This is a genomic window from Bradyrhizobium erythrophlei, assembly GCF_900129425.1.
GTDB classification, from domain to species: domain Bacteria; phylum Pseudomonadota; class Alphaproteobacteria; order Rhizobiales; family Xanthobacteraceae; genus Bradyrhizobium; species Bradyrhizobium erythrophlei_C.
Genome location: NZ_LT670817.1, coordinates 3,251,946 through 3,269,628, shown reverse-complemented (window position 1 = coordinate 3,269,628; position 17,683 = coordinate 3,251,946). Strand labels below are relative to the sequence as shown.

The window sequence follows — 17,683 nt, the reverse complement described above, 5'->3', positions numbered from 1 at the left end:
ATTCTGAATTTTGAATGGCGACCGAACATTTGAACAAGACAGCGCCCAAACTAGGTGCGATCGATCTGAACCTGCTGGTCGTTTTCGACGCCATCATGCGGGAGCGGTCCGTCACGCGGGCGGGGCAACGGCTCGGACTCAGTCAGCCGGCCATCAGCCATGCCCTGACCCGATTGCGTCACATGCTCAAAGACGAGCTGTTTGTCCGCAGCCCATACGGAATGATGCCGACGCCGCGCGCCGAACATCTCGCCACCCCGATCAGGATCGCGCTCGACGGGCTGCAGCAATCGCTCGAACCGGATCATTTCGAACCGGCCAAGGCGACGACGACCTTTCGCATCGCCGTCGACAATTATGCCGCGATCGTTCTGGTCGCGCCAATCGCCGCATATGTGGCGAGGATTGCTCCTGGCGTTAGCCTGGATTTTCGGCCAAGCGGCACCCTGGATGTTTTGGAGCAGCTTGACCGAGGCGAACTGCATCTGGCGATGGGTCCGTCAGCCCCCCAGGGCGAGCGGTTCTCGCGGCGGCGGTTGTTGCAGGACCAATTCGTCGTGGTGCATCGCAAGGGTCACCCGGCCGCAAAAGCGCGGGAAATCTCGACGGAACACCTGGCAGCCCTCTTCCAGCTGGAAATCTCGTCGGCCCAATTTGGGACCGAATTTGCCGAAACCGGACCAGCAGGACCAAAGCCCGGCGCCAAACGGGCGATGCGGGCGCCATTCCTGTCGACGGCGCAGATCCTCGCCACATCGGACCTGGTGGCGGTGGTTCCGCTGAACGTCGCGAAAGGCATGACGAGGTCGCACCAGCTTGTTTACCGTCGGCTTTCACGTTCGCCCAAGCCGATCGAGGCGGCCATGATCTGGCTACGACGGTTCGATAACCAGCCTGCGCACGCCTGGTTGCGCGACGTCATCGCCCGTGTATCCGACGACCTTCGTGGCACATGAACTGTTGGGTGCTCAGAAGCGAATCAGCCCTGACCGAGACGACCCGGACTTTATGCGGTGCATGAGCCCGATATCGGCACGTCGCGTCGTTTCGCGACGCATTGGAATTTGGTCGCGCATGAGTACGGGCCCTAGCTAGTTTATAATGCTGTTTCGTTCTGATTAGCCCTCAAGAGGAACGCATTTGGTCTCCGTGGCGCGACGCTAGGAGTTCTCGCGGATCATCTGCGGCTGAACGGCCGTTGTCAGTGGCGGCACGCCCTTACTGCTCGCGACCACCGGTGTCTCTTCCGACACACCGGTAGCTACCTCGATGCGGCCGTTATCGGTAAGACCAGTTTTGACCGCTAGGCGTGCGATACGTCCGTCGGTGACGGTGTACACGAAGCTTCCGCCGTCATCCGAACCTACAGCCGCCGCGGGTACGGTGAGAACATTGGGGCGCCGGCTCATTTCCAGTGAGACCTCCGCATACGTTCCGGGATATAGTCGCTCCTTGGGATTGGGCAGGTCGATCTCGGTACGCATATTGCGGGTCTCGGGATCGAGACGTAGGGAGAAACGGGTTACGTTGCCCATAAATGCCTTCCCGTCGAAGCCAGACGGCTTGACGATGGCCGGATCGCCAACGTGAAGGTGAGGCACGTCGTTCTCCGGAACGTCGCAAAACACCCGAATCGTGTCGATCCGCTGCACTGTGAACAGCGATCCCGCAGACGGCGTCGTCCGCGTGGCCGTGGCGGCCTGGACCAAATCGCCCCGGTTCACCTGGCGTCGTGCCACCACGCCATCGAAAGGCGCCACGATCTGGGTATAGGCGAGCAGTGTCTTGATCTTCTCCACAGTCGCGGTGGCGACGTCGACCTGGTTGGCCGCGAGGTCGCGGTTCGCTTCCGCCACGCCGAGATCCGCCTTGGCGATATCCGCGTTGGCGTGCACCTGATCGAGGGTCCGGTCGCTGATGAACTGCCGTCCCTCGCCCAGTTGCTCCCGGTCTTTCGCCAAGGCGTTTTGAAGCGCTGCGTCCGCCTTGTTGTGATCCAGTTGGTGGCGCGCGCTCTCTAGCGAGCTTTTCTTGGATTCCAGCTGGGCCTCTGCTTCGGCAAGCTCCTGCTTCATTTCGGGAACGTCGATGATCGCGAGCACTTGACCTGCCTTCACGTGATCCCCGATATCGACGCGGACGTCGGACAGGTACCCGGAGACCTTGGCGAAGAGATCGGATTCCTCAAAGGCTTCGAGGGTGGCGTTGGTTTGGAGACGTTGGGCTACAGCAGCGCGGCGCGGATGCACAACCTCGACCCGCGGCAGGTTATCCGGCTTCCACGGACTCACGAGCGGTGGCGATGGCGATGCTGCCAAATGCCAATCCGCAACGACGCCTGCCGCGCCGACGCCGACCACGACTACCAAGAGCTTTACGCCCCTTCGACCCCTGAAATTCATAATGTTCCGCCTTTAAATTCAGTTTGTGGTTGTTCCGCCTATTCCGCTGCCCGAGCATGGTGTTCAGGGAATCCGTCGCCACGTTCCGATACCGGGCCGAGCCGCGGCTCCGACTCGAAATAGCGGCTATGCGGGTCATCAGGATCGAGCGAGGCGGAAATCAAGGCATGCCGCGACTGGAGCGTGGCCAAGATCGCCGGCAGGACGATGAGCGTGGCACAGGTTGCGCCGAGGAGACCGCCGATCACCGCCCGCCCAAGCGGCGCACTTTGCTCTCCGCCTTCGCCCAGGCCCAACGCCATCGGCACCATCCCGGCCAGCATCGCGAAACTGGTCATCAGGATCGGACGCAGACGACTCCGTGCGCCTTCTATTGCCGCCTCCCATGGCTCGCGGCCTTCGATGCGGCTGCGCTCAACGAAAGTGACCAGCAGGATCGCGTTTGCCACGGCCACTCCGATCGCCATGATCGCGCCCATGAAAGATTGAATGTTGAGCGTGGTCCGGGTGAGCCACAGCACAAGTACGACCCCGGCGATGACGGCGGGAATCGTCGACCCCACCGCCAGGGAAAGCCGGAGCGATTGGAAGTTGGCGGTCAGCAGCAGGAGGATGACACCCACCGCCATCAAGAGTCCCAGACGCAGGCCTTCGAACATCTCCGCCATGGGCTGGACTTGCCCGCGCACCGTCACGTTTACCCGATCGGGCGGCTTTCCCGTATCGTTGATCGCCTGCTGCACGCGGGCTGCCGCGCGTCCAAGATCTTCGCCGGAGATGTTGGCGCTGAGTGTCAGCATGCGCTGCATGTTGTAGCGGTCATATTCGCCGAGCGCCGCGCCGTCGGTGACGCCGGCCACGTTGCGGAGGTCGATCTGTCCGCCCGACCGGCGAGCGATGGGGAGGTTCTTTACCTCCTCCAGGGAATTCATCCGGTGCTCGGGGATCTCGACCTGCACCTGATAGCCAATGCCGCTCTTGGGATCGGCCCAATAATTCGCGGAGGTGTAGCGACTGGATGACGTGCCCGCGACGACCGATTTTGCCACATCATCCGCCGTTACCCCCAATACGCCCGCTCGCTCGCGATCCACAGCGACGTTTACGGTCGGGTAATCGAGTTCCTGCTCGAATCCCAGGTCTCGCAGCGTCGGCACCTGTGCCAATTTGGCTCGGAGCTTGTCGGCGTATTGGCGACTATCGGCGAGGTTCGGCCCGCTCACGGCCACTTCGATTGGTGTCGGCGCACCGAAGCTCATCACCCGGCTGACGATGTCGCTTGGTTCGAATGAGAAGCGTACACCCGGCAGTTCTTGGGGCAGTGTCTGACGCAGTCGCTCCTTCAAATCCTCGATGCGGATCCCGGCGCCGCGTTTGAGCTGCACCTGCAGCACGGCTTCCTCGGAGCCGGAACTCCAGAGGTAAATGGTATTGATCGGGTAATTGGGCGGCTGCGTGCCGACAAAACCCAGGCTGATGTCCACGTTATCCGGCCCGACCTCGCGCTTGATCACGTCGAGTGTTTGTAGCGCGATCTGCTCGGTCCGCTCGATGCGCGTTCCTGCCGGAGCCCGAAGATGCAATTGAAGCTGGCCGGTATCCACGACTGGAAAAATCTCGGTGCCGAGGGAGCCGCCGACCAGGGAAATGATTGCGCCGCTGATGATGAGATAGGAAAACACGACGATGCGCCGCCGTTTCATGACGGCGCGCGCGAACCGATCGTACCTGGCACGCAGCCGATCGAAAAACGTCTCTTGCGGTTCGGGGCGCGTGCCCGCATCGCGCAACATCCAGACCGAGAGCACCGGCACAAAGGTACTGGAAAGCAGATACGACCCAACCATCGAGAAGCCGACTGCCAAGGCCAGCGGTACGAACAGGTTGTGCGCGGCGCCGGTCATGAAGAAGGCGGGAATGAACACCGCCAGAATGCAGAGCATGGCCACAAAACGGGGCAGCGTGGTCTCGGCCGTGGCCTTACTCGCGGCACGGGCAAGGCTTTGGCCATCAGCAAGATGGGTATGGATGTTCTCGATGGTGACTGTCGCCTCGTCGACCAGGATGCCGACTGCCAACGCCAACCCGCCCAAGGTCATGATGTTGATCGTCTGACCCGATACCCAGAGCGCTGTCACCGATGCGAGGATCGCGAGCGGAATGTTTAAAACCACGACAAGCGAACTGCGCCAATCCCGCAGAAACAGGAGCACCATGAGGCCCGTGAGCACCGCGCCGAGAGCGCCTTCGACCAACAGGCCCTGGATGGCACGCGTGACGTAGGGAGACTGGTCGAACTGGTAACTGACCTCAACATCATTGGGCAGTACCGATTGGAAGCGGGGCATGTTGGCTTTGACAGCCTGGACAACCGCAAGTGTCGAGGCGTCGGCTCGTTTGGTTACGGGGATGTAGACCGTGCGGCGTCCATTCACCAGCGCGTAGCCGGTCTGGATGTCGGCGCTGTCTTCGACCGATCCGACGTCGCGTATGAAGATCGTCTGCGTCCCGCGCGAGCGGATGGGAATGTTGCTCAGACCCTTGAAATCCCCGACAACGGAGTTGACCGGCACCATTGGCATGAGATCGCCGATGCGGACGTTTCCAGATGGGCTGACCGTGTTACCGGCACCTAATGCCCGCACCACCTCATCCGGTGACATATTGTAGGAACGGAGCTTGTCAGGATCCAAGCTGACAACGATGGTGCGCTGGCTCGAGCCGAAGGGCGGCGGCGCCGACACGCCTGGCAAAGTCGCGAACAACGGGCGAACCTTGAAGAGCGCCGCATCCTGAAGCTCGGCGACTGTTTTTGTCTTGCTGGAGAAGACCAAGTCGCCGACCGGAACGCTGCCACCGTCGAATCGCATCACGAAAGGCGGTACCGTTCCCGTAGGCATGAAGGCGCGGGCGCGGTCGACGTAGCCGACAGTCTCCGCCGTGGCCTGCGCCATGTCGGTGCCGGGATGAAATTGTAGCTTGATCAGCCCGACGCCCTGGATCGATTTGCTTTCGACATGCTCGATGCCGGTGATGTAGAGGAAGTGGTATTCATAATAGTTGACGATGAACCCTTCCATCTGCGCCGGGTCCATGCCGCCGTACGGCTGTGCCACGTACAGGACGGGTACGCCGAGATCCGGGAAGATGTCCCGAGACATTCGATGGGCCGCCAGAAAACCCACCAATGCAACGGCTAGGACCATTGTCAAAAGCGAGATCGGGCGTCGCAACGCAAACGACGCCAAGTTCATCTTGATGCCTCAGTCCGCTCTGCCGCACACGCACAGCGGAGTGAGCCTCGATGGCTCCAGCAAAAGCTGGTGGTACTTTTTTGAGAAATGCGGCGCATATTTCCGTCCAAATGCTCAGCTCCCCGAGGTCGGACGACCTCGAGTTGCGAGCAGAGCTTGGACGGAGAACCGTCTTGGGATGCCGGGGGTCTGCGAGCCCCGGCGATAGATGATGGCCGAACATCGCAGTCGGTTGCGATCGTCTCAAGTAAATTTAGTTTCACATTTCTGAAATCCGATCGAAGGTGCGGACGAATTGTGGACCTGCGTTCCGTAGAAGGCTGCCCCGACGGCCCTGCCGCAGCACTCGAAGTGTCGCGGAGATTTGCGCATGGACGACAACACTCACACCTTTTTTATTGATGAGAACGACGAGAGTGTTTGGCATGCGTTGGTGCATGCCTCGTTGCGAGCCTGGTGCTTGGCGTGGCCACCCCAGCCACGGCGCAGTTTGCTTGCAAGCCGGCGTTGACGTTCAAGGATGTGCGCCGGAGTTCCCTGGCCAGAACTCGCGGCGGTAAGCGACTATCAGTCCGCACGAATTTGTGATGGACCGCGCCCGTTCGTTGTCCCTCTTGCTTTTGCGATCGGATCAACTTAAAAAGCGCGCAGGGGACTATGCAGTCTCCCCTTCAGACTTCGGTCCAACGACTGCGCAACACTCGACTTGTCGAGGAGATTTGCGCATGGACCGAGACAGCCACTCCATTTCACCTCGCGACCTTTACGAACGGCTCGGCTCCGAAGCCGCGCCGATCGTTATCGATGTTCGGCGCGACACCGACATCCTCGGCGCCGAGAGAGTCGTCGCTCCCGCGTTCCATCGTTCGCCGGATCGGATCGATGAATGGCGCAACGAACTTCCCAGTGGACGCACGGTCGTCACCTATTGCGCTCACGGAGAAGAGCTCAGCCAAGGCATAGCCACAGCCTTGCGCATCATGGGGATAGAGGCAAATTTCCTCGAAGGCGGCATCGCGGGCTGGACCGAACAGGGATTGCCGACGCGCCGGAATATCGGCCCTTCCCCCAGCAAATGGGTGACGCGCGAACACCCGAAGATCGATCGCATCGCCTGTCCCTGGCTGATCCGGCGCTTCATCGATCCCAACGCTGAATTCATCTATGTCCCCAAGGATCAGGTCGTCGCCGTCGCTCAGCAGACAGGCGGAATTCCTTACGACATCGATGGGGTGGAATTCACCCATGAAGGCGAGCGCTGCTCGTTCGACACCATCCTGCGCATCTACGACATCAAGGACTCGACACTCGACCATCTGGCGACGATCGTCCGGGGCGCCGACACCTCGCGGCACGATTTAAGTCCCCAGTGCGGCGGGCTGTTCGCAATCTCTCTGGGCCTGTCAGCGAACTTTCCCGACGACCATGAGATGCTGAAGCACGGCATGGTCATCTATGACGCGCTCTACACCTGGTGCCGCACGCTACAGGCGGAGACCCACAACTGGCCCGCGCGAGCGGCGGGAACTTGAAGATGCCATTGAGAGACCAACCAATGTCGAGGCGAGCACGCATTTATCGTGTGCTCTTGGCTGTTGCGTGCGTCACATGGGTGGAATTGGGCGGAAGTGGCCTGGTCGCCGCAACGAGCATCGACATCGGAAAGGAGGGCGTTGGAGCCGCGCCGGCCGAATTCAATGTATCGCGAGGGCGGTGGAAGATCGTGGGTGACGCGACCGCCACAGCCGGCCTCGCCATCGAACAGTCCGGCGTACAGACGACCGAGGACCGATTCCCGCTCGCAATCTATAAAACTGCGGCGGTCAAGAATGCGGAAATCAGCCTTCGTCTTAAGGCGGACGGAGGAAAGTCAGATCAGGGTGGTGGGATCGCCGTGCGGCTGAGCGGCCCACAAGACTATTATCTTGTTCAAGTGGACGCACTGAGGGACAGAGTTCTTTTCTCTTTGGTGAGCAACGGGGCGTCCGAGGAGATCGCAGGCGTCGATGCCGACATTGCGTCGCACAGTTGGCATACGCTGACGGTTCGGGCGGTAGACAATCAGTTCACCGTCTCGCTCGACGGGGTTTGGGTATTCACCGGGTTCGATAGAACTCTATCCCGTGCAGGCCGCGTCGCACTCTGGACCAAAGGCGACAGCATCACGCGATTCGACCAGATCGAGATCGAACCGTTGCAATGAGACCCATAGCAAACCTGCCATCTGCAGCCGTCACCTCTCGTGATTGTTAACACAAGGAGATTCCATGACCATCACAACCGAACGCCGGAGCTTCATTCAGGGAGCGGGACTCGTTGCGGCCGCCGCATCAACAGCAGCGCTGGCGGCGAGCCCAGCATTCGCACAAAGCAACCAACCGAGCGGAGCCAGAACGATGCCTTATCAAGCAAAACCCCTGTCGCTTGATCCAAAGTCGATCAAGGGCATTTCGGAAAAGGTTCTCGTGAGCCATTACGAAAACAACTACGTTGGCGCCGTGAAGCGCCTCAACGCGATCGGCGCGCAGCTGGCCGAGCTGGATTTTGCCAAAGCGCCCAATTTCATGATCAACGGCTTGAAGCGTGAAGAGTTGATCGCTGCGAACTCAATGATCCTGCACGAGATATATTTCGATGGGCTTGGTGGTGGTACCGGCGCGAACGGCGCGTTGGCGGAGGCGATCGCCCGCGATTTCGGCAGCCTTGAGCGCTGGCGCGCGGAATTTGTCGCGATGGGCAAGGCAGAAGGCGGCGGTTCCGGCTGGGTGATCCTGTCTTACTCGCCGCGCGACAAACGCCTCGTCAACCAATGGGCGGCAGACCATAGCACGACACTAGCCGGTGGCCGGCCCGTGCTTGTGCTCGATATGTACGAGCACGCTTATCATATGGATTACGGTGCGGCGGCCGCGCGCTATGTCGACATCTATATGGAGGCAATCCGCTGGGACAACGCCGCGAAGCTGTACGACCAGTACAGCCACGAAAGCTAACGCCTGCCGTGCGCGACGCCTCGCGCAAAGAACTCACGATCGCCCGTTACCAGCCGACGATAATTCGAGCCGACGAGATGACCATCGGCTCAACCAAGGAGGACCTAACCATGCGTAAGATTCGACTTTGGACTGCGACTTCAATTCTCGCGGTCTCGTTTGCCACCGGCGCAAGTGCGCAAAACATCGACTGGCAGATTTTCACGGAGCCGTTCGTGACCTCCGCCCACGCCCAGGAAATCAACTGGCAGAAGGTCGACGACGCGCTCGGCAGGAAGCCTGCGGTCTCCGGTGACGTGCGCCGTTACGGCTTTCCGCGCAGCGATCTCACCGTGACGCTCGACGGCGTCACCATCAAACCGGCCCTGGCGCTTGGCGGCTGGGTTGCGTTCAAGCCGATGCACGGCGAAGCCATGGTGATGGGTGACCTCGTGTTGCTCGAGAGCGAAATCAACCCCGTCATGCTCAAAATGATCGAAGGTGGGCTCGACATCACCGCCGTGCACAATCATCTGCTGCGCGCCAGCCCCGCCACCTTCTACATGCATGTCGGCGGCCACGGCGACCCGGCCAGGATGGCTGCCGCGATCCATGATGCGCTGGCCGTGAGCAAGACGCCGCTTTCGATGCCGGCCGCCGCCGCTCCGCCTCCCGCGGTCGATCTCGATACCGCGCAACTCGATCAAATCATGGGCGCCAAAGGGCAGGCCAACGGCGGCGTCTATCAATTCAACGTGCCGCGCCGCGATCCCGTGAGCATGGACGGCACGACCATGACGCCGCCTGCGCCGCTCGGTGCCGCCATCGGCATCAATTTTCAGCCAACCGGCGGCGGCAAGGCAGCCATCACCGGCGACTTCGTGCTCACCAACGACGAAGTGAATCCAGTGATCAAGGCGTTGCGCGCCAACGGCATCGACGTCACGGCGGTCCACAGTCACATGCTGGACGAGCAGCCGCGGCTGTTCTTCCTGCATTTCTGGGCCGTCGACGACGCGTTGAAGTTGGCGAAGGGCCTGCGCGCCGCACTCGACAAGACGGCGAGCGCGAAGAGCTAGGCTATCCGGCTCAACAGCTAGGAGACTCTTGCCGCGAGACTCTTCGAAAGAGTGAGGCCGAGGAGTTCGCGGCAAGACACAAATTCATAACAACGGGCGGGGGCTCAGATGACAATGACGACAACCATTCCGGAAGGCCGGATCGGCGAACTGGTCCGTTACTTCCTGCGGCTCGGCTGCCTCGGCTTCGGCGGCCCGGTTGCGCTGGTCGGCCAGATGGAACGCGAGCTGGTCAACGACCGCAAATGGCTCACCAAGGCGCAAATGCGCGAGGCGATCGCGATTTGCCAATCGCTGCCCGGACCGCTTGCCATTCAGGTCGGCGTCTATGTCTCTTACCTGCGCGGCGGCTTCTGGGGTGCCTGGGCCGGCGGCTGGGCCTTCATCCTGCCAAACTTCATCATCGTCGCGGCGCTGGGCGCACTCTATGTCTATCTTGGCGACCTGCAGCCGGTGACCGCCATCTTCTACGGTGTGAGTCCCGCCGTCATCGCGCTGATCCTGCATTCCTGCTACCGGCTGGCCAAGCTCGGCATGGAAGACTGGTTGCAGTGGGTGATCGCCACCGTCTGCCTGGCGGTGACCGTCATTCTGCAGGCCGAAGTAGCGCTGCTGTTCATCGGCGCCGGCCTTGTTGGTATCCTCTATTACGGCAGCCTTTTTCGCCGTGCGCCGCCGACGGCGCTTTCGGTAACCGTCGTGCCGGTTCTGGCACAACTCGCGCCAACAGCTTCCGGCTCGATCCTGGGCAAGCTTTTTCTGTTTTTCCTCAAGGCGGGCTCGCTCACCTTTGGCAGCGGCCTTGTGATCGTGCCGTTCCTCGAACAGGGACTTGTGCAACAGTTCGGCTGGCTCGACCAGCGCCAGTTCCTGATCGCGGTCGCCATCGGCATGATTAGCCCTGGACCAGTCGTCATCACCGCGACCTTTGTCGGTTATCTCGTCGCCGGATTCTGGGGCTCGGTGGTCTCGACCATCGGCATTTTCCTGCCGTCGTTTCTGCTGGTGCTGGTCGCCGCGCCGCTGCTGGCGCGCCATCGCGGCAATCCCAACGTGCAGGGATTTGTCAAAGGCGCTTATGCAGCAGCGATAGGAACAATATTAGGCGCCTGCATCCTGCTGGGGCGCATCGCCATCGGCGACTGGCTTACCTGCGCTATTGGGGTGGTCTCACTCGCTATTCTTTTCCGTTGGAAAGTGAGCAACCCGTTGCTGATCGCCGCGACCGCGGTGGTGGGTCTGATCGCGTTCCCGTGGCTGCAGCCAGACTGGGTGATGGTCAAATAGCTGGAGAAAAATGGGGCGAAGTTAATCGACCGATGGAGAAAAAACATGACGCGAAGAATGATGATGCTCACGACGGCCGGCGCGATAGCTCTCGGATTTGCCGGCCTGGCAGGTTTCGCCGGTAGCAATGCCTTCGCGGCAGACGACGAGGATGCATCGCAAGAAGCGCTCATCAAGCTTTTGGACACCGCCAAGATTAATTTGCGGCAGGGTCTGGCAGCCAGCGAACAGCAGGGTCAGCCGATCTCGGCCAAATTCGAGGTCGACGACGGCAAGCTCCAGCTTTCGGTCTACACCGCGAAGGAAGGCAAGTTTTTCGAGGTGCTGCTCAATTACGTGACCGGCAAGGTTTTGCGAGCCGAGCCCATCACCGAGGGCGACGATCTCTCCGCCGCTATGGAGCAAAACGAGGCGATGGCGAACGCGAAAACGTCTTTGCAAGCTGTGGTCGACAAAACGATAGCCCAGTCGGCGAACATCCGAGCCGTAAGCGTGGTGCCCAGTATGAAGGACGGACATCCGATCGCTTCGATCGATGTACTCACCTACAACCAGGTCAGAGCGATCCAGCAGCCGCTGGATTAGTCGTGCCCGGAGGCAACCCAACCGATCGCGTGGACGTTGCGCCGCGATGAAGGGAAGGTGCGATCGTGTTACCTCGATTTGCGATAATCGTTACGCTGTTCCTCGCCGCCGAGGCGCTCCCGGGTGTGGGCAGTAATGCGGTTGCCCAGCCGGCGGAAACGGCGCCGCTCCAGCTCGAAGCGAAAATTCCTCTCGGCAGTGTGCACGGGCGCATTGACCACATGGCGGTCGATTTGAAACGGCAGCGGTTGTTCGTGGCCGAACTGGGCAACGCCAGTGTCGGCGTAGTCGATCTCGCCAATCGCAAATTGCTGCAGACGATCGCAGGACTGAAAGAGCCACAGGGAGTCGGCTACGAGCCGTCCACCGACACGCTCTACGTCGCCAACGCCGGCGACGGTTCCGTGCGCTTGTTCGAAGGAACCGAATACAAACCCAAAGGCCAGATCGAGCTTGGCAGCGATGCGGACAATGTCCGCGTCGACACTGCGGCCAATCGGATTTTCATCGGTTATGGGAGCGGTGCACTGGCCGTCATCGATCCCGCCGCCCGCAGCAAAGTTGGCGACATCCCGGTGAAGGCGCACCCCGAAGGCTTTCAGATCGATCCCGATACTAGCCAAATCTTCGTCAATGTGCCGGATGCCCATGGTATCGCCGTCGTCGATCGCGCCTCCCAAAAGCAAACTGGCAAATGGCCGATACCCGATCACGGCGCTAACTTCCCGATGGCCCTGGATCCTGTGCGCCGCCAGGTTCTGGTGATTTTTCGGGCGCCCGCCGAGCTTGGCGTCTTCTCCATAATAGGCGGCAAGCTCATCGCGACCGCCGAGACCTGCGGCGACTCTGACGACTTGTTCATCGATGCGAAGCGCAACCGCGTCTACGTGAGTTGCGGGGCCGGTTTTCTCGATGTTTTAGAGGCGAAAGGGACGACCTATCGGCGGACCGCGCGCATTCCCACCGTGTCTGGGGCACGTACGTCGTTCTTTGTGCCCGAACTTGACCGTCTGCTGGTTGCCGTCCGGACAAGCACGGCCGAACCGGCAGCCATCTGGGTGTTCCGACCGATACCTTGATAGACAACAATGCGACGCAGAGGACTGACGCATGCTCGCGAGAAGTCCATTCCACAAACGGCGGCTCCTCAAACGGTTCGTGTCGGGATCATGCATCGCTTCGAGTCTCGCAGCATGGCCCGGCCCCGCGGTCGCTTATCGTCCCTTCGACGGCACCGACGCTGCCGTGGCCGCTCCGGGAGAGGTGGAAATCGAATTGCAACCAGCGGGACGCTTGCGCGACGAGACCGGAACCTCTCTCATCGCGCCAGCCACCGTCTTCAATTACGGAATCAGCGAAGGATGGGAGGCCGTACTGGAAGGACTGGGGCAAACGCCGCTGTCGTCTTCGGGGCCCACCAGTCTGACGGCGGCCGGCGCATTCCTCAAACATATCCTGCAGCCTGGCAGTCTGCAGGATAAGACCGGACCGAGTATTGCGACCGAATTTGGTGTGTTGCTTCCCGACAGCATGGGAAATTCCGGGGTCGGCGCCAGTGTCGCCGGCATTGTCTCGCAGCGGTGGGACTGGGGCACAATCCACTTGAATGCTGCAGCAGCTCTTACCAAAGATCATCACGCGGATCTGTTTTTTGGCGCTATTATCGAAGGACCGTCAAAATGGTCTGTGCGGCCTGTTGCGGAGTTTTTCGTCGAGCAAGACTTCGGCCAATTCAACACTGTATCCGCCTTGGTTGGCTTCATCTGGCAGGTTCGCGATAATCTCAGTTTCGACGTCGGACTGCGGCATGCTCTCACGAACGGGCATCCGGTGAACGAAGTGCGTGCCGGATTGACATTTGGCTTTCCGCTGCAGTTCGTCGGCGAACGGCAACAACGGTCATCGAGATAGCATGATGCCTGGGTAAGTGGAGCCTTTTGGTCAGTCTCTCCATAACTTATCTCCATCCGCGGCCACCGCTTCGTCGGCCGGAGATCAGCCTCAGCCAGGGCGCCGAATGGATCGCGCTCATCAGCACGTACATCGGGACCATTCCGCTCAGCGGTGACGCATCCGGCGCGCAGAGCATCCCAGGCTGGCCGCCACCGAGAACGCCCGTCAGCAGCGCCATGATGGCGAAGGCCGGCGCGGCCGCGAGGCATAGAAAGTCGGCTGCGCCGAGCGCGGCGGGATTGCCGCTTCGGGCGGAGCCATCAGCAGTTTCACGCCGGGTCACAATCATTGGGGCGGATTCACGATTGGACGACGGCACGGTCGAAACTTTCCGTATGCAGCGTGCAGGTGGGGCCCCCTGCGCTCCATGTCGGGCGGAACATGAAGTGGTAGACGAGAAGCTGCGAGCGCCCGGCAAACAGATCACGCAGTGACTGTTCGCTCTCGTCGGTGTCGAAGACGTATTCCTGGTCGATGCCTACCCACGGCAATTGCTGCCGTCGGCGCGCTAGCTCGTCGCTGCGGCGGGTCAGCTCCTTCTCTGCCTCGAGCAGCGGCAGCCGCGTGACAAGCCATTCTTCACATGTTCCGGCTTGACGATCGGTCATCGTTGCTCTCCTTTCGTCGGTGCGCCTTTAGTTCGAGTTGTCATCTTGATATCGTTCTCAGGCTGCGACCGGTGCGTTGCCTGCGTAGTCGGCCATCTGATCGCGCAAGGCCTTTTGGAACGCCGGCCGCGCTTCGCAGCGCTTGACGTAGGCGTCGACTACGGAGAATCCGGCCACCAGATCCGTATGCCGGATAAGCCTCAGCACCGTCGTCATCAGAATGTCGGCCGCCGTGAAGCGGCCAAGCAGATAATCGCGCCCGTCGAGCCGTTCGGAAAGCACGCTGAGCCGCACCTTCACCGCATCGACGGCTCCAGGACGCCGCAGCTTTGCCCACTCTTCTTCCTTATGCAGCAGGTCCATCGCCGAGAGGTTCTGAACCGGCGGCTCGACGGTATTGAGCGCGACGAACATCCAGGCGAGCGTTTCGGTGCGCCGGCCGGCCGGCATGAGCACCTCGCAATCTTCGGCGATGGAATGGACGATCGCGCCCGACTCGATCACGGTTTCGCCGCCGGACTCGAGAACGGGCACCATCGCAAAAGGATGCATGCGCCGATAGGCATCGGAGGTCCGCTCCTCGATGCCGATCAGCCGGCTTTCATAGGCAAGCCCCGCCTCTTCCAGCGCCCAACGCACGCGTAGATCGCGCACAAGCCCCTGCGCGAAGGGCGGCGCCCAACGAAAACCCCACACAGCGATCTTTTCCATGTCGTTTCCCATCATCTTTACGTTTTGGAGGTGTCGGTCATCTCCGGATGGGAGATGCCCGTTTCGGTCTGTTCGCCGGAAATGGCGCCGATCTTGCCGATGACCTTCTTCCAGCCTTCGCCCAGATTCTTGGACGCGGCATCGTTTTTCGGCGTTACGAAGCCGGAATGCACGAGACGAAGCCTTGTGCCGCCGTCGACCCTGGCGAGGGTCCAGGTGACGATCGTGTCGAGAAGCGAGCCATATTGCGCATTGCTGTCATGGCCGCCTTGCCACGAATAAGACAGACGTTCGTTGCGCGTCACGTGCAGCACCTCGCAGTGGATCACGCCGTCCCACGCGCCGGCCGGCGTCGTCTGAAACGTGAAGCGCGCGTCTTTCACAGGCTGGAACCCTGTCGACTTCATTAGCCAACGGTTGACGAGCTTGCCGGTCGTCAGGGTTTTCCAGATGGTCTCCGGCGCGTGCGGAAGCACTTCCTCGACCACGATGTCCTGTGTAGCCAATTTCATTGCGGCGTCGGTCATGGATCGATCTCCTTCAAGAACTAAGCGTGTCACCCTTGCGCGCCGCAGCCGGAGCTCGCTGCGTGATGGTGCCCGCCACGGGCGACCGAGCCGCCCTTGTCGTACTCGTCGTGACGGCGCCACCACGGGCCCGTCTCGTTGCGCCCCCTGGGCGCGCGGTCGAGCCACTGATACATGCCCCAGAGGCCGTCCACGCCGCGCGCATAGGTGGAATAGGTGTGGTAGACGACGCCGTCCTCGATCACGAACGCGCTCAGGCCCGGCAGATCGCGCCTGTAGGTCGACGCGTCAGTTCCGCAGGTGGCCGCGAACTGGGCGACGGGCGCCGGGACCGTTGCCGCGTCCATCGCGTGGCCGCCGAGCCGGTAGTTGTATTCGACCGTCCCCCCGCGTTGCTGCGCCTCGGTGAACGCGACGTTGAAGTCGAAGTTGAAGTCACTGCCGCGCGAGGAGGCCCAGGGAAACGTCCACCCCATCCGCCGCTTGTACGCCTGCAGCTTCGCGAGCGGTGCCCGCGACACCGCCGAAAGCATGACGTCGTGGTTCGCCAGATGGGCGACGAAGCCATCGAACCCGTCCGCGATCGCCGAGCAGGACGGACACCCCGCCGTGTAGTCGGGCCCGAACATGAAGTGATAGACGAGGAGCTGCGAGCGCCCCTTGAACAGATCTGCCAGCGAGACGTTTCCGTCTTCGGTCTCGAATTGGTAGTCCTTGTCGAGGCGGACCCACGGCAGCGCCTGACGCCGCCGCGCCACCTCGTCGCCGCGCCGGGTGAGTTCCTTCTCTGCCTCAAGCAGTTCGAGCCGCGCCGCCAGCCACTGTTCACGTGTTCCGGTCTTGTGTTCCGTCATCGTTCTTCTCCATGGGATTCGATCGTCTGTTGGCCCGGGCCGACGGCAAGCACGGTCACAGCGGCTCCGGCCCACTGGACCACGGCTGCGAGAAACGTTGGGGAAAGGATTGTCCAGTCAACCATGACAGTGTCCTCCTTGCTGCGACGCATTGGTTTGTCGTCGTGTGATAGAATAGGACCGGACAGCGGATGGTGAGAGTGACAAGTGTGACGGGATTCCAATGGACTCACTGATAACAGCCGCGGCGCGCGCGCTGGCGGCGGGCGATGTCCTCGGCGCATTGAAGCGGGTCGCTCTGCGCGGCGACGCGCCGGCGCTGGCGCTGCGCGGCATCGCGATGGCGCAGCTCGGCGATCTCGTTCGGGCCAAGGCCCTGCTGCGAAGCGCGGCGCGCGCGTTCGGTGCGAAAGAGGCCGTGGCCCGCGCGAGGTGCGTCGTCGCCGAGGCCGAGATCGCACTGGTCTCGCGCGACCTCGGCTGGCCCGCAAAAGCGCTCGACACAGCGAGGGCGACCCTCGAAGCCCATGGCGACCGCGTCAATGCCGCGCATGCGCGGAATCTCTGGGTACGGCGCCTGCTCCTGATCGGACGCCTCGATGAGGCCGAGCATGCGCTCGCCGGGCTCGATCCCGCGCCCTTCCCGCCCGCGCTGAAGGCGGCCCATGAGCTGGTCGTTGCGGGGATCGCGATGCGGCGCCTTCAAACAAGGACGGCACGCGCGGCACTCGCCCGGGCCGGGCATGCCGCGCGCGACGCCGGGATACCCGCGCTGACCGCGGAGGTCGAAAGCGCATCCCTCGTCCTCGACACGCCGGCGGCGCGCCTGATTTCGGGTGGCGGGGAGCGACCGCTCCTGCTCGGGGATGTCGAGGCGCTGCTGGCGTCGAAGGCGCTCGTCGTCGACGCGTGCCGTTATGCCGTGCGTGACGCGCGCACGGTGGTCTCGCTCGCGACGCGCCCGGTCCTGTTCGCGCTGGCGCGCGCTCTGGCTGAAGCCTGGCCCGGAGACGTGCCGAGGAGCACGCTGGTGGCGCGCGCGTTCCGGGGAAAGCACGCCGATGAATCGCATCGCGCCCGGTTGCGGGTCGAAATCGGCCGGCTTCGCGCCGAGTTGCGGACGCTGGCCGACGTGAGCGCGACCAAGCGAGGCTTTGCGCTGGCGCCGCGACGCGCCGCCGAGGTCGTGGTGCTGGCGCCGCCGGTCGACGAACCGCATGCGGCGGTGCTCGCCTTCCTCGCCGACGGCGAATCCTGGTCGAGTTCGGCGCTGGCGATCGCACTCGGCGCCAGCCCGCGCACCGTGCAGCGCGCGCTCGACGCGCTTGCGGCGGCAGGCAAGGTGGCGCCGTTCGGTCGCGGCCGCGCGCGTCGCTGGATGACGCCGCCGGTGCCGGGATTCCCGACAATCTTGTTACTCCCGGGTCCACTGCCGGGCGACTAGGTTTTTT

At 62.0% G+C, this 17,683-nt stretch carries 16 protein-coding genes and 1 pseudogene; 10 read left to right on the top strand and 7 right to left on the bottom strand.

Features of this window, described 5'->3' with window-relative positions:
* Nucleotides 1-14 precede the first annotated feature (14 nt).
* Entirely contained in the window at nucleotides 15-956 is a 942-nt protein-coding gene (locus B5527_RS15435) for a LysR family transcriptional regulator (RefSeq protein ID WP_079602230.1), read from the top strand.
* A 204-nt stretch (nucleotides 957-1,160) separates the two neighbouring features.
* On the opposite strand, the gene B5527_RS15430 is transcribed toward B5527_RS15435, so the two are convergent.
* Together B5527_RS15430 and B5527_RS15425 are read right to left on the bottom strand one after the other, a co-directional pair.
* Nucleotides 1,161-2,360: an efflux RND transporter periplasmic adaptor subunit gene (locus tag B5527_RS15430; RefSeq protein WP_172842565.1), complete on the bottom strand. Its 1,200-nt coding sequence runs from the start codon at nucleotides 2,358-2,360 to the stop codon at nucleotides 1,161-1,163.
* Nucleotides 2,361-2,440: 80 nt separating this feature from the next.
* Nucleotides 2,441-5,656, bottom strand: coding sequence for an efflux RND transporter permease subunit (locus B5527_RS15425; protein ID WP_079602227.1), 3,216 nt, complete (start codon nucleotides 5,654-5,656; stop codon nucleotides 2,441-2,443).
* Between the two features lie 725 nt (nucleotides 5,657-6,381).
* On the opposite strand from B5527_RS15425, the gene B5527_RS15420 reads away from it, so the two are divergent.
* The 8 genes from B5527_RS15420 to B5527_RS15385 all read left to right on the top strand — a co-directional run bounded on the left by B5527_RS15420 (nucleotide 6,382) and on the right by B5527_RS15385 (nucleotide 13,490).
* Nucleotides 6,382-7,188: a chromate resistance protein ChrB domain-containing protein gene (locus B5527_RS15420; RefSeq protein ID WP_154072266.1), complete on the top strand. Its 807-nt coding sequence runs from the start codon at nucleotides 6,382-6,384 to the stop codon at nucleotides 7,186-7,188.
* A 23-nt stretch (nucleotides 7,189-7,211) separates the two neighbouring features.
* Nucleotides 7,212-7,859: a family 16 glycoside hydrolase gene (locus B5527_RS15415; RefSeq protein ID WP_154072265.1), complete on the top strand. Its 648-nt coding sequence runs from the start codon at nucleotides 7,212-7,214 to the stop codon at nucleotides 7,857-7,859.
* Between the two features lie 193 nt (nucleotides 7,860-8,052).
* Nucleotides 8,053-8,649: a superoxide dismutase gene (locus B5527_RS15410; protein ID WP_079607296.1), complete on the top strand. Its 597-nt coding sequence runs from the start codon at nucleotides 8,053-8,055 to the stop codon at nucleotides 8,647-8,649.
* 110 nt (nucleotides 8,650-8,759) lie between these two features.
* Nucleotides 8,760-9,707 carry a DUF1259 domain-containing protein gene (locus B5527_RS15405; RefSeq protein WP_154072263.1) on the top strand — a complete coding sequence of 316 codons (948 nt, stop codon included), beginning with the start codon at nucleotides 8,760-8,762 and terminating at the stop codon, nucleotides 9,705-9,707.
* Nucleotides 9,708-9,815: 108 nt separating this feature from the next.
* Nucleotides 9,816-10,994, top strand: a complete 1,179-nt coding sequence (chrA, locus tag B5527_RS15400) for a chromate efflux transporter (RefSeq protein WP_079602221.1) — start codon at nucleotides 9,816-9,818, stop codon at nucleotides 10,992-10,994.
* Between the two features lie 45 nt (nucleotides 10,995-11,039).
* On the top strand, nucleotides 11,040-11,579 hold the full coding sequence (locus B5527_RS15395) for a PepSY domain-containing protein (RefSeq protein ID WP_154072262.1): 540 nt from the start codon (nucleotides 11,040-11,042) through the stop codon (nucleotides 11,577-11,579).
* 65 nt (nucleotides 11,580-11,644) lie between these two features.
* Nucleotides 11,645-12,658, top strand: coding sequence for a YncE family protein (locus B5527_RS15390; protein WP_079602218.1), 1,014 nt, complete (start codon nucleotides 11,645-11,647; stop codon nucleotides 12,656-12,658).
* 31 nt (nucleotides 12,659-12,689) lie between these two features.
* Nucleotides 12,690-13,490: a hypothetical protein gene (locus B5527_RS15385; protein WP_245332612.1), complete on the top strand. Its 801-nt coding sequence runs from the start codon at nucleotides 12,690-12,692 to the stop codon at nucleotides 13,488-13,490.
* Nucleotides 13,491-13,536: 46 nt separating this feature from the next.
* Here B5527_RS15385 and B5527_RS15380 read toward each other — a convergent pair whose 3' ends face one another.
* The 5 genes and pseudogenes from B5527_RS15380 to B5527_RS15360 form a co-directional block, all read right to left on the bottom strand.
* On the bottom strand, nucleotides 13,537-13,821 hold the full coding sequence (locus B5527_RS15380) for a hypothetical protein (RefSeq protein ID WP_079602217.1): 285 nt from the start codon (nucleotides 13,819-13,821) through the stop codon (nucleotides 13,537-13,539).
* Nucleotides 13,822-13,843: 22 nt separating this feature from the next.
* Nucleotides 13,844-14,140: pseudogene (locus tag B5527_RS15375) on the bottom strand (DUF899 family protein); the annotation flags it as partial.
* 57 nt (nucleotides 14,141-14,197) lie between these two features.
* Nucleotides 14,198-14,851: a glutathione S-transferase family protein gene (locus tag B5527_RS15370; protein WP_079607293.1), complete on the bottom strand. Its 654-nt coding sequence runs from the start codon at nucleotides 14,849-14,851 to the stop codon at nucleotides 14,198-14,200.
* 17 nt (nucleotides 14,852-14,868) lie between these two features.
* Nucleotides 14,869-15,378: an SRPBCC family protein gene (locus B5527_RS15365; RefSeq protein ID WP_079602213.1), complete on the bottom strand. Its 510-nt coding sequence runs from the start codon at nucleotides 15,376-15,378 to the stop codon at nucleotides 14,869-14,871.
* 29 nt (nucleotides 15,379-15,407) lie between these two features.
* A complete protein-coding gene (locus B5527_RS15360; protein WP_079602212.1) occupies nucleotides 15,408-16,232 on the bottom strand; it encodes a DUF899 domain-containing protein in 825 nt (274 codons plus the stop codon).
* A 223-nt stretch (nucleotides 16,233-16,455) separates the two neighbouring features.
* Between B5527_RS15360 and B5527_RS15355 the strand changes: the two genes are divergently transcribed.
* Nucleotides 16,456-17,676: a helix-turn-helix domain-containing protein gene (locus B5527_RS15355; protein WP_079602210.1), complete on the top strand. Its 1,221-nt coding sequence runs from the start codon at nucleotides 16,456-16,458 to the stop codon at nucleotides 17,674-17,676.
* The last annotated feature ends 7 nt before the right edge of the window (nucleotides 17,677-17,683 follow it).

What these genes read in the sequence shown, in the direction of transcription:
- B5527_RS15365 (WP_079602213.1), bottom strand. Translation starts at nt 15,378, where the DNA reads ATGACCGACGCCGCAATGAAATTGGCTACACAGGACATCGTGGTCGAG.
- B5527_RS15425 (WP_079602227.1), bottom strand. Translation starts at nt 5,656, where the DNA reads ATGAACTTGGCGTCGTTTGCGTTGCGACGCCCGATCTCGCTTTTGACA.
- B5527_RS15420 (WP_154072266.1), top strand. Translation starts at nt 6,382, where the DNA reads ATGGACCGAGACAGCCACTCCATTTCACCTCGCGACCTTTACGAACGG.
- chrA (WP_079602221.1), top strand. Translation starts at nt 9,816, where the DNA reads ATGACAATGACGACAACCATTCCGGAAGGCCGGATCGGCGAACTGGTC.
- B5527_RS15395 (WP_154072262.1), top strand. Translation starts at nt 11,040, where the DNA reads ATGACGCGAAGAATGATGATGCTCACGACGGCCGGCGCGATAGCTCTC.
- B5527_RS15380 (WP_079602217.1), bottom strand. Translation starts at nt 13,821, where the DNA reads ATGATTGTGACCCGGCGTGAAACTGCTGATGGCTCCGCCCGAAGCGGC.
- B5527_RS15410 (WP_079607296.1), top strand. Translation starts at nt 8,053, where the DNA reads ATGCCTTATCAAGCAAAACCCCTGTCGCTTGATCCAAAGTCGATCAAG.
- B5527_RS15385 (WP_245332612.1), top strand. Translation starts at nt 12,690, where the DNA reads ATGCTCGCGAGAAGTCCATTCCACAAACGGCGGCTCCTCAAACGGTTC.
- B5527_RS15370 (WP_079607293.1), bottom strand. Translation starts at nt 14,851, where the DNA reads ATGGAAAAGATCGCTGTGTGGGGTTTTCGTTGGGCGCCGCCCTTCGCG.
- B5527_RS15405 (WP_154072263.1), top strand. Translation starts at nt 8,760, where the DNA reads ATGCGTAAGATTCGACTTTGGACTGCGACTTCAATTCTCGCGGTCTCG.
- B5527_RS15415 (WP_154072265.1), top strand. Translation starts at nt 7,212, where the DNA reads ATGTCGAGGCGAGCACGCATTTATCGTGTGCTCTTGGCTGTTGCGTGC.
- B5527_RS15360 (WP_079602212.1), bottom strand. Translation starts at nt 16,232, where the DNA reads ATGACGGAACACAAGACCGGAACACGTGAACAGTGGCTGGCGGCGCGG.
- B5527_RS15435 (WP_079602230.1), top strand. Translation starts at nt 15, where the DNA reads ATGGCGACCGAACATTTGAACAAGACAGCGCCCAAACTAGGTGCGATC.
- B5527_RS15355 (WP_079602210.1), top strand. Translation starts at nt 16,456, where the DNA reads ATGGACTCACTGATAACAGCCGCGGCGCGCGCGCTGGCGGCGGGCGAT.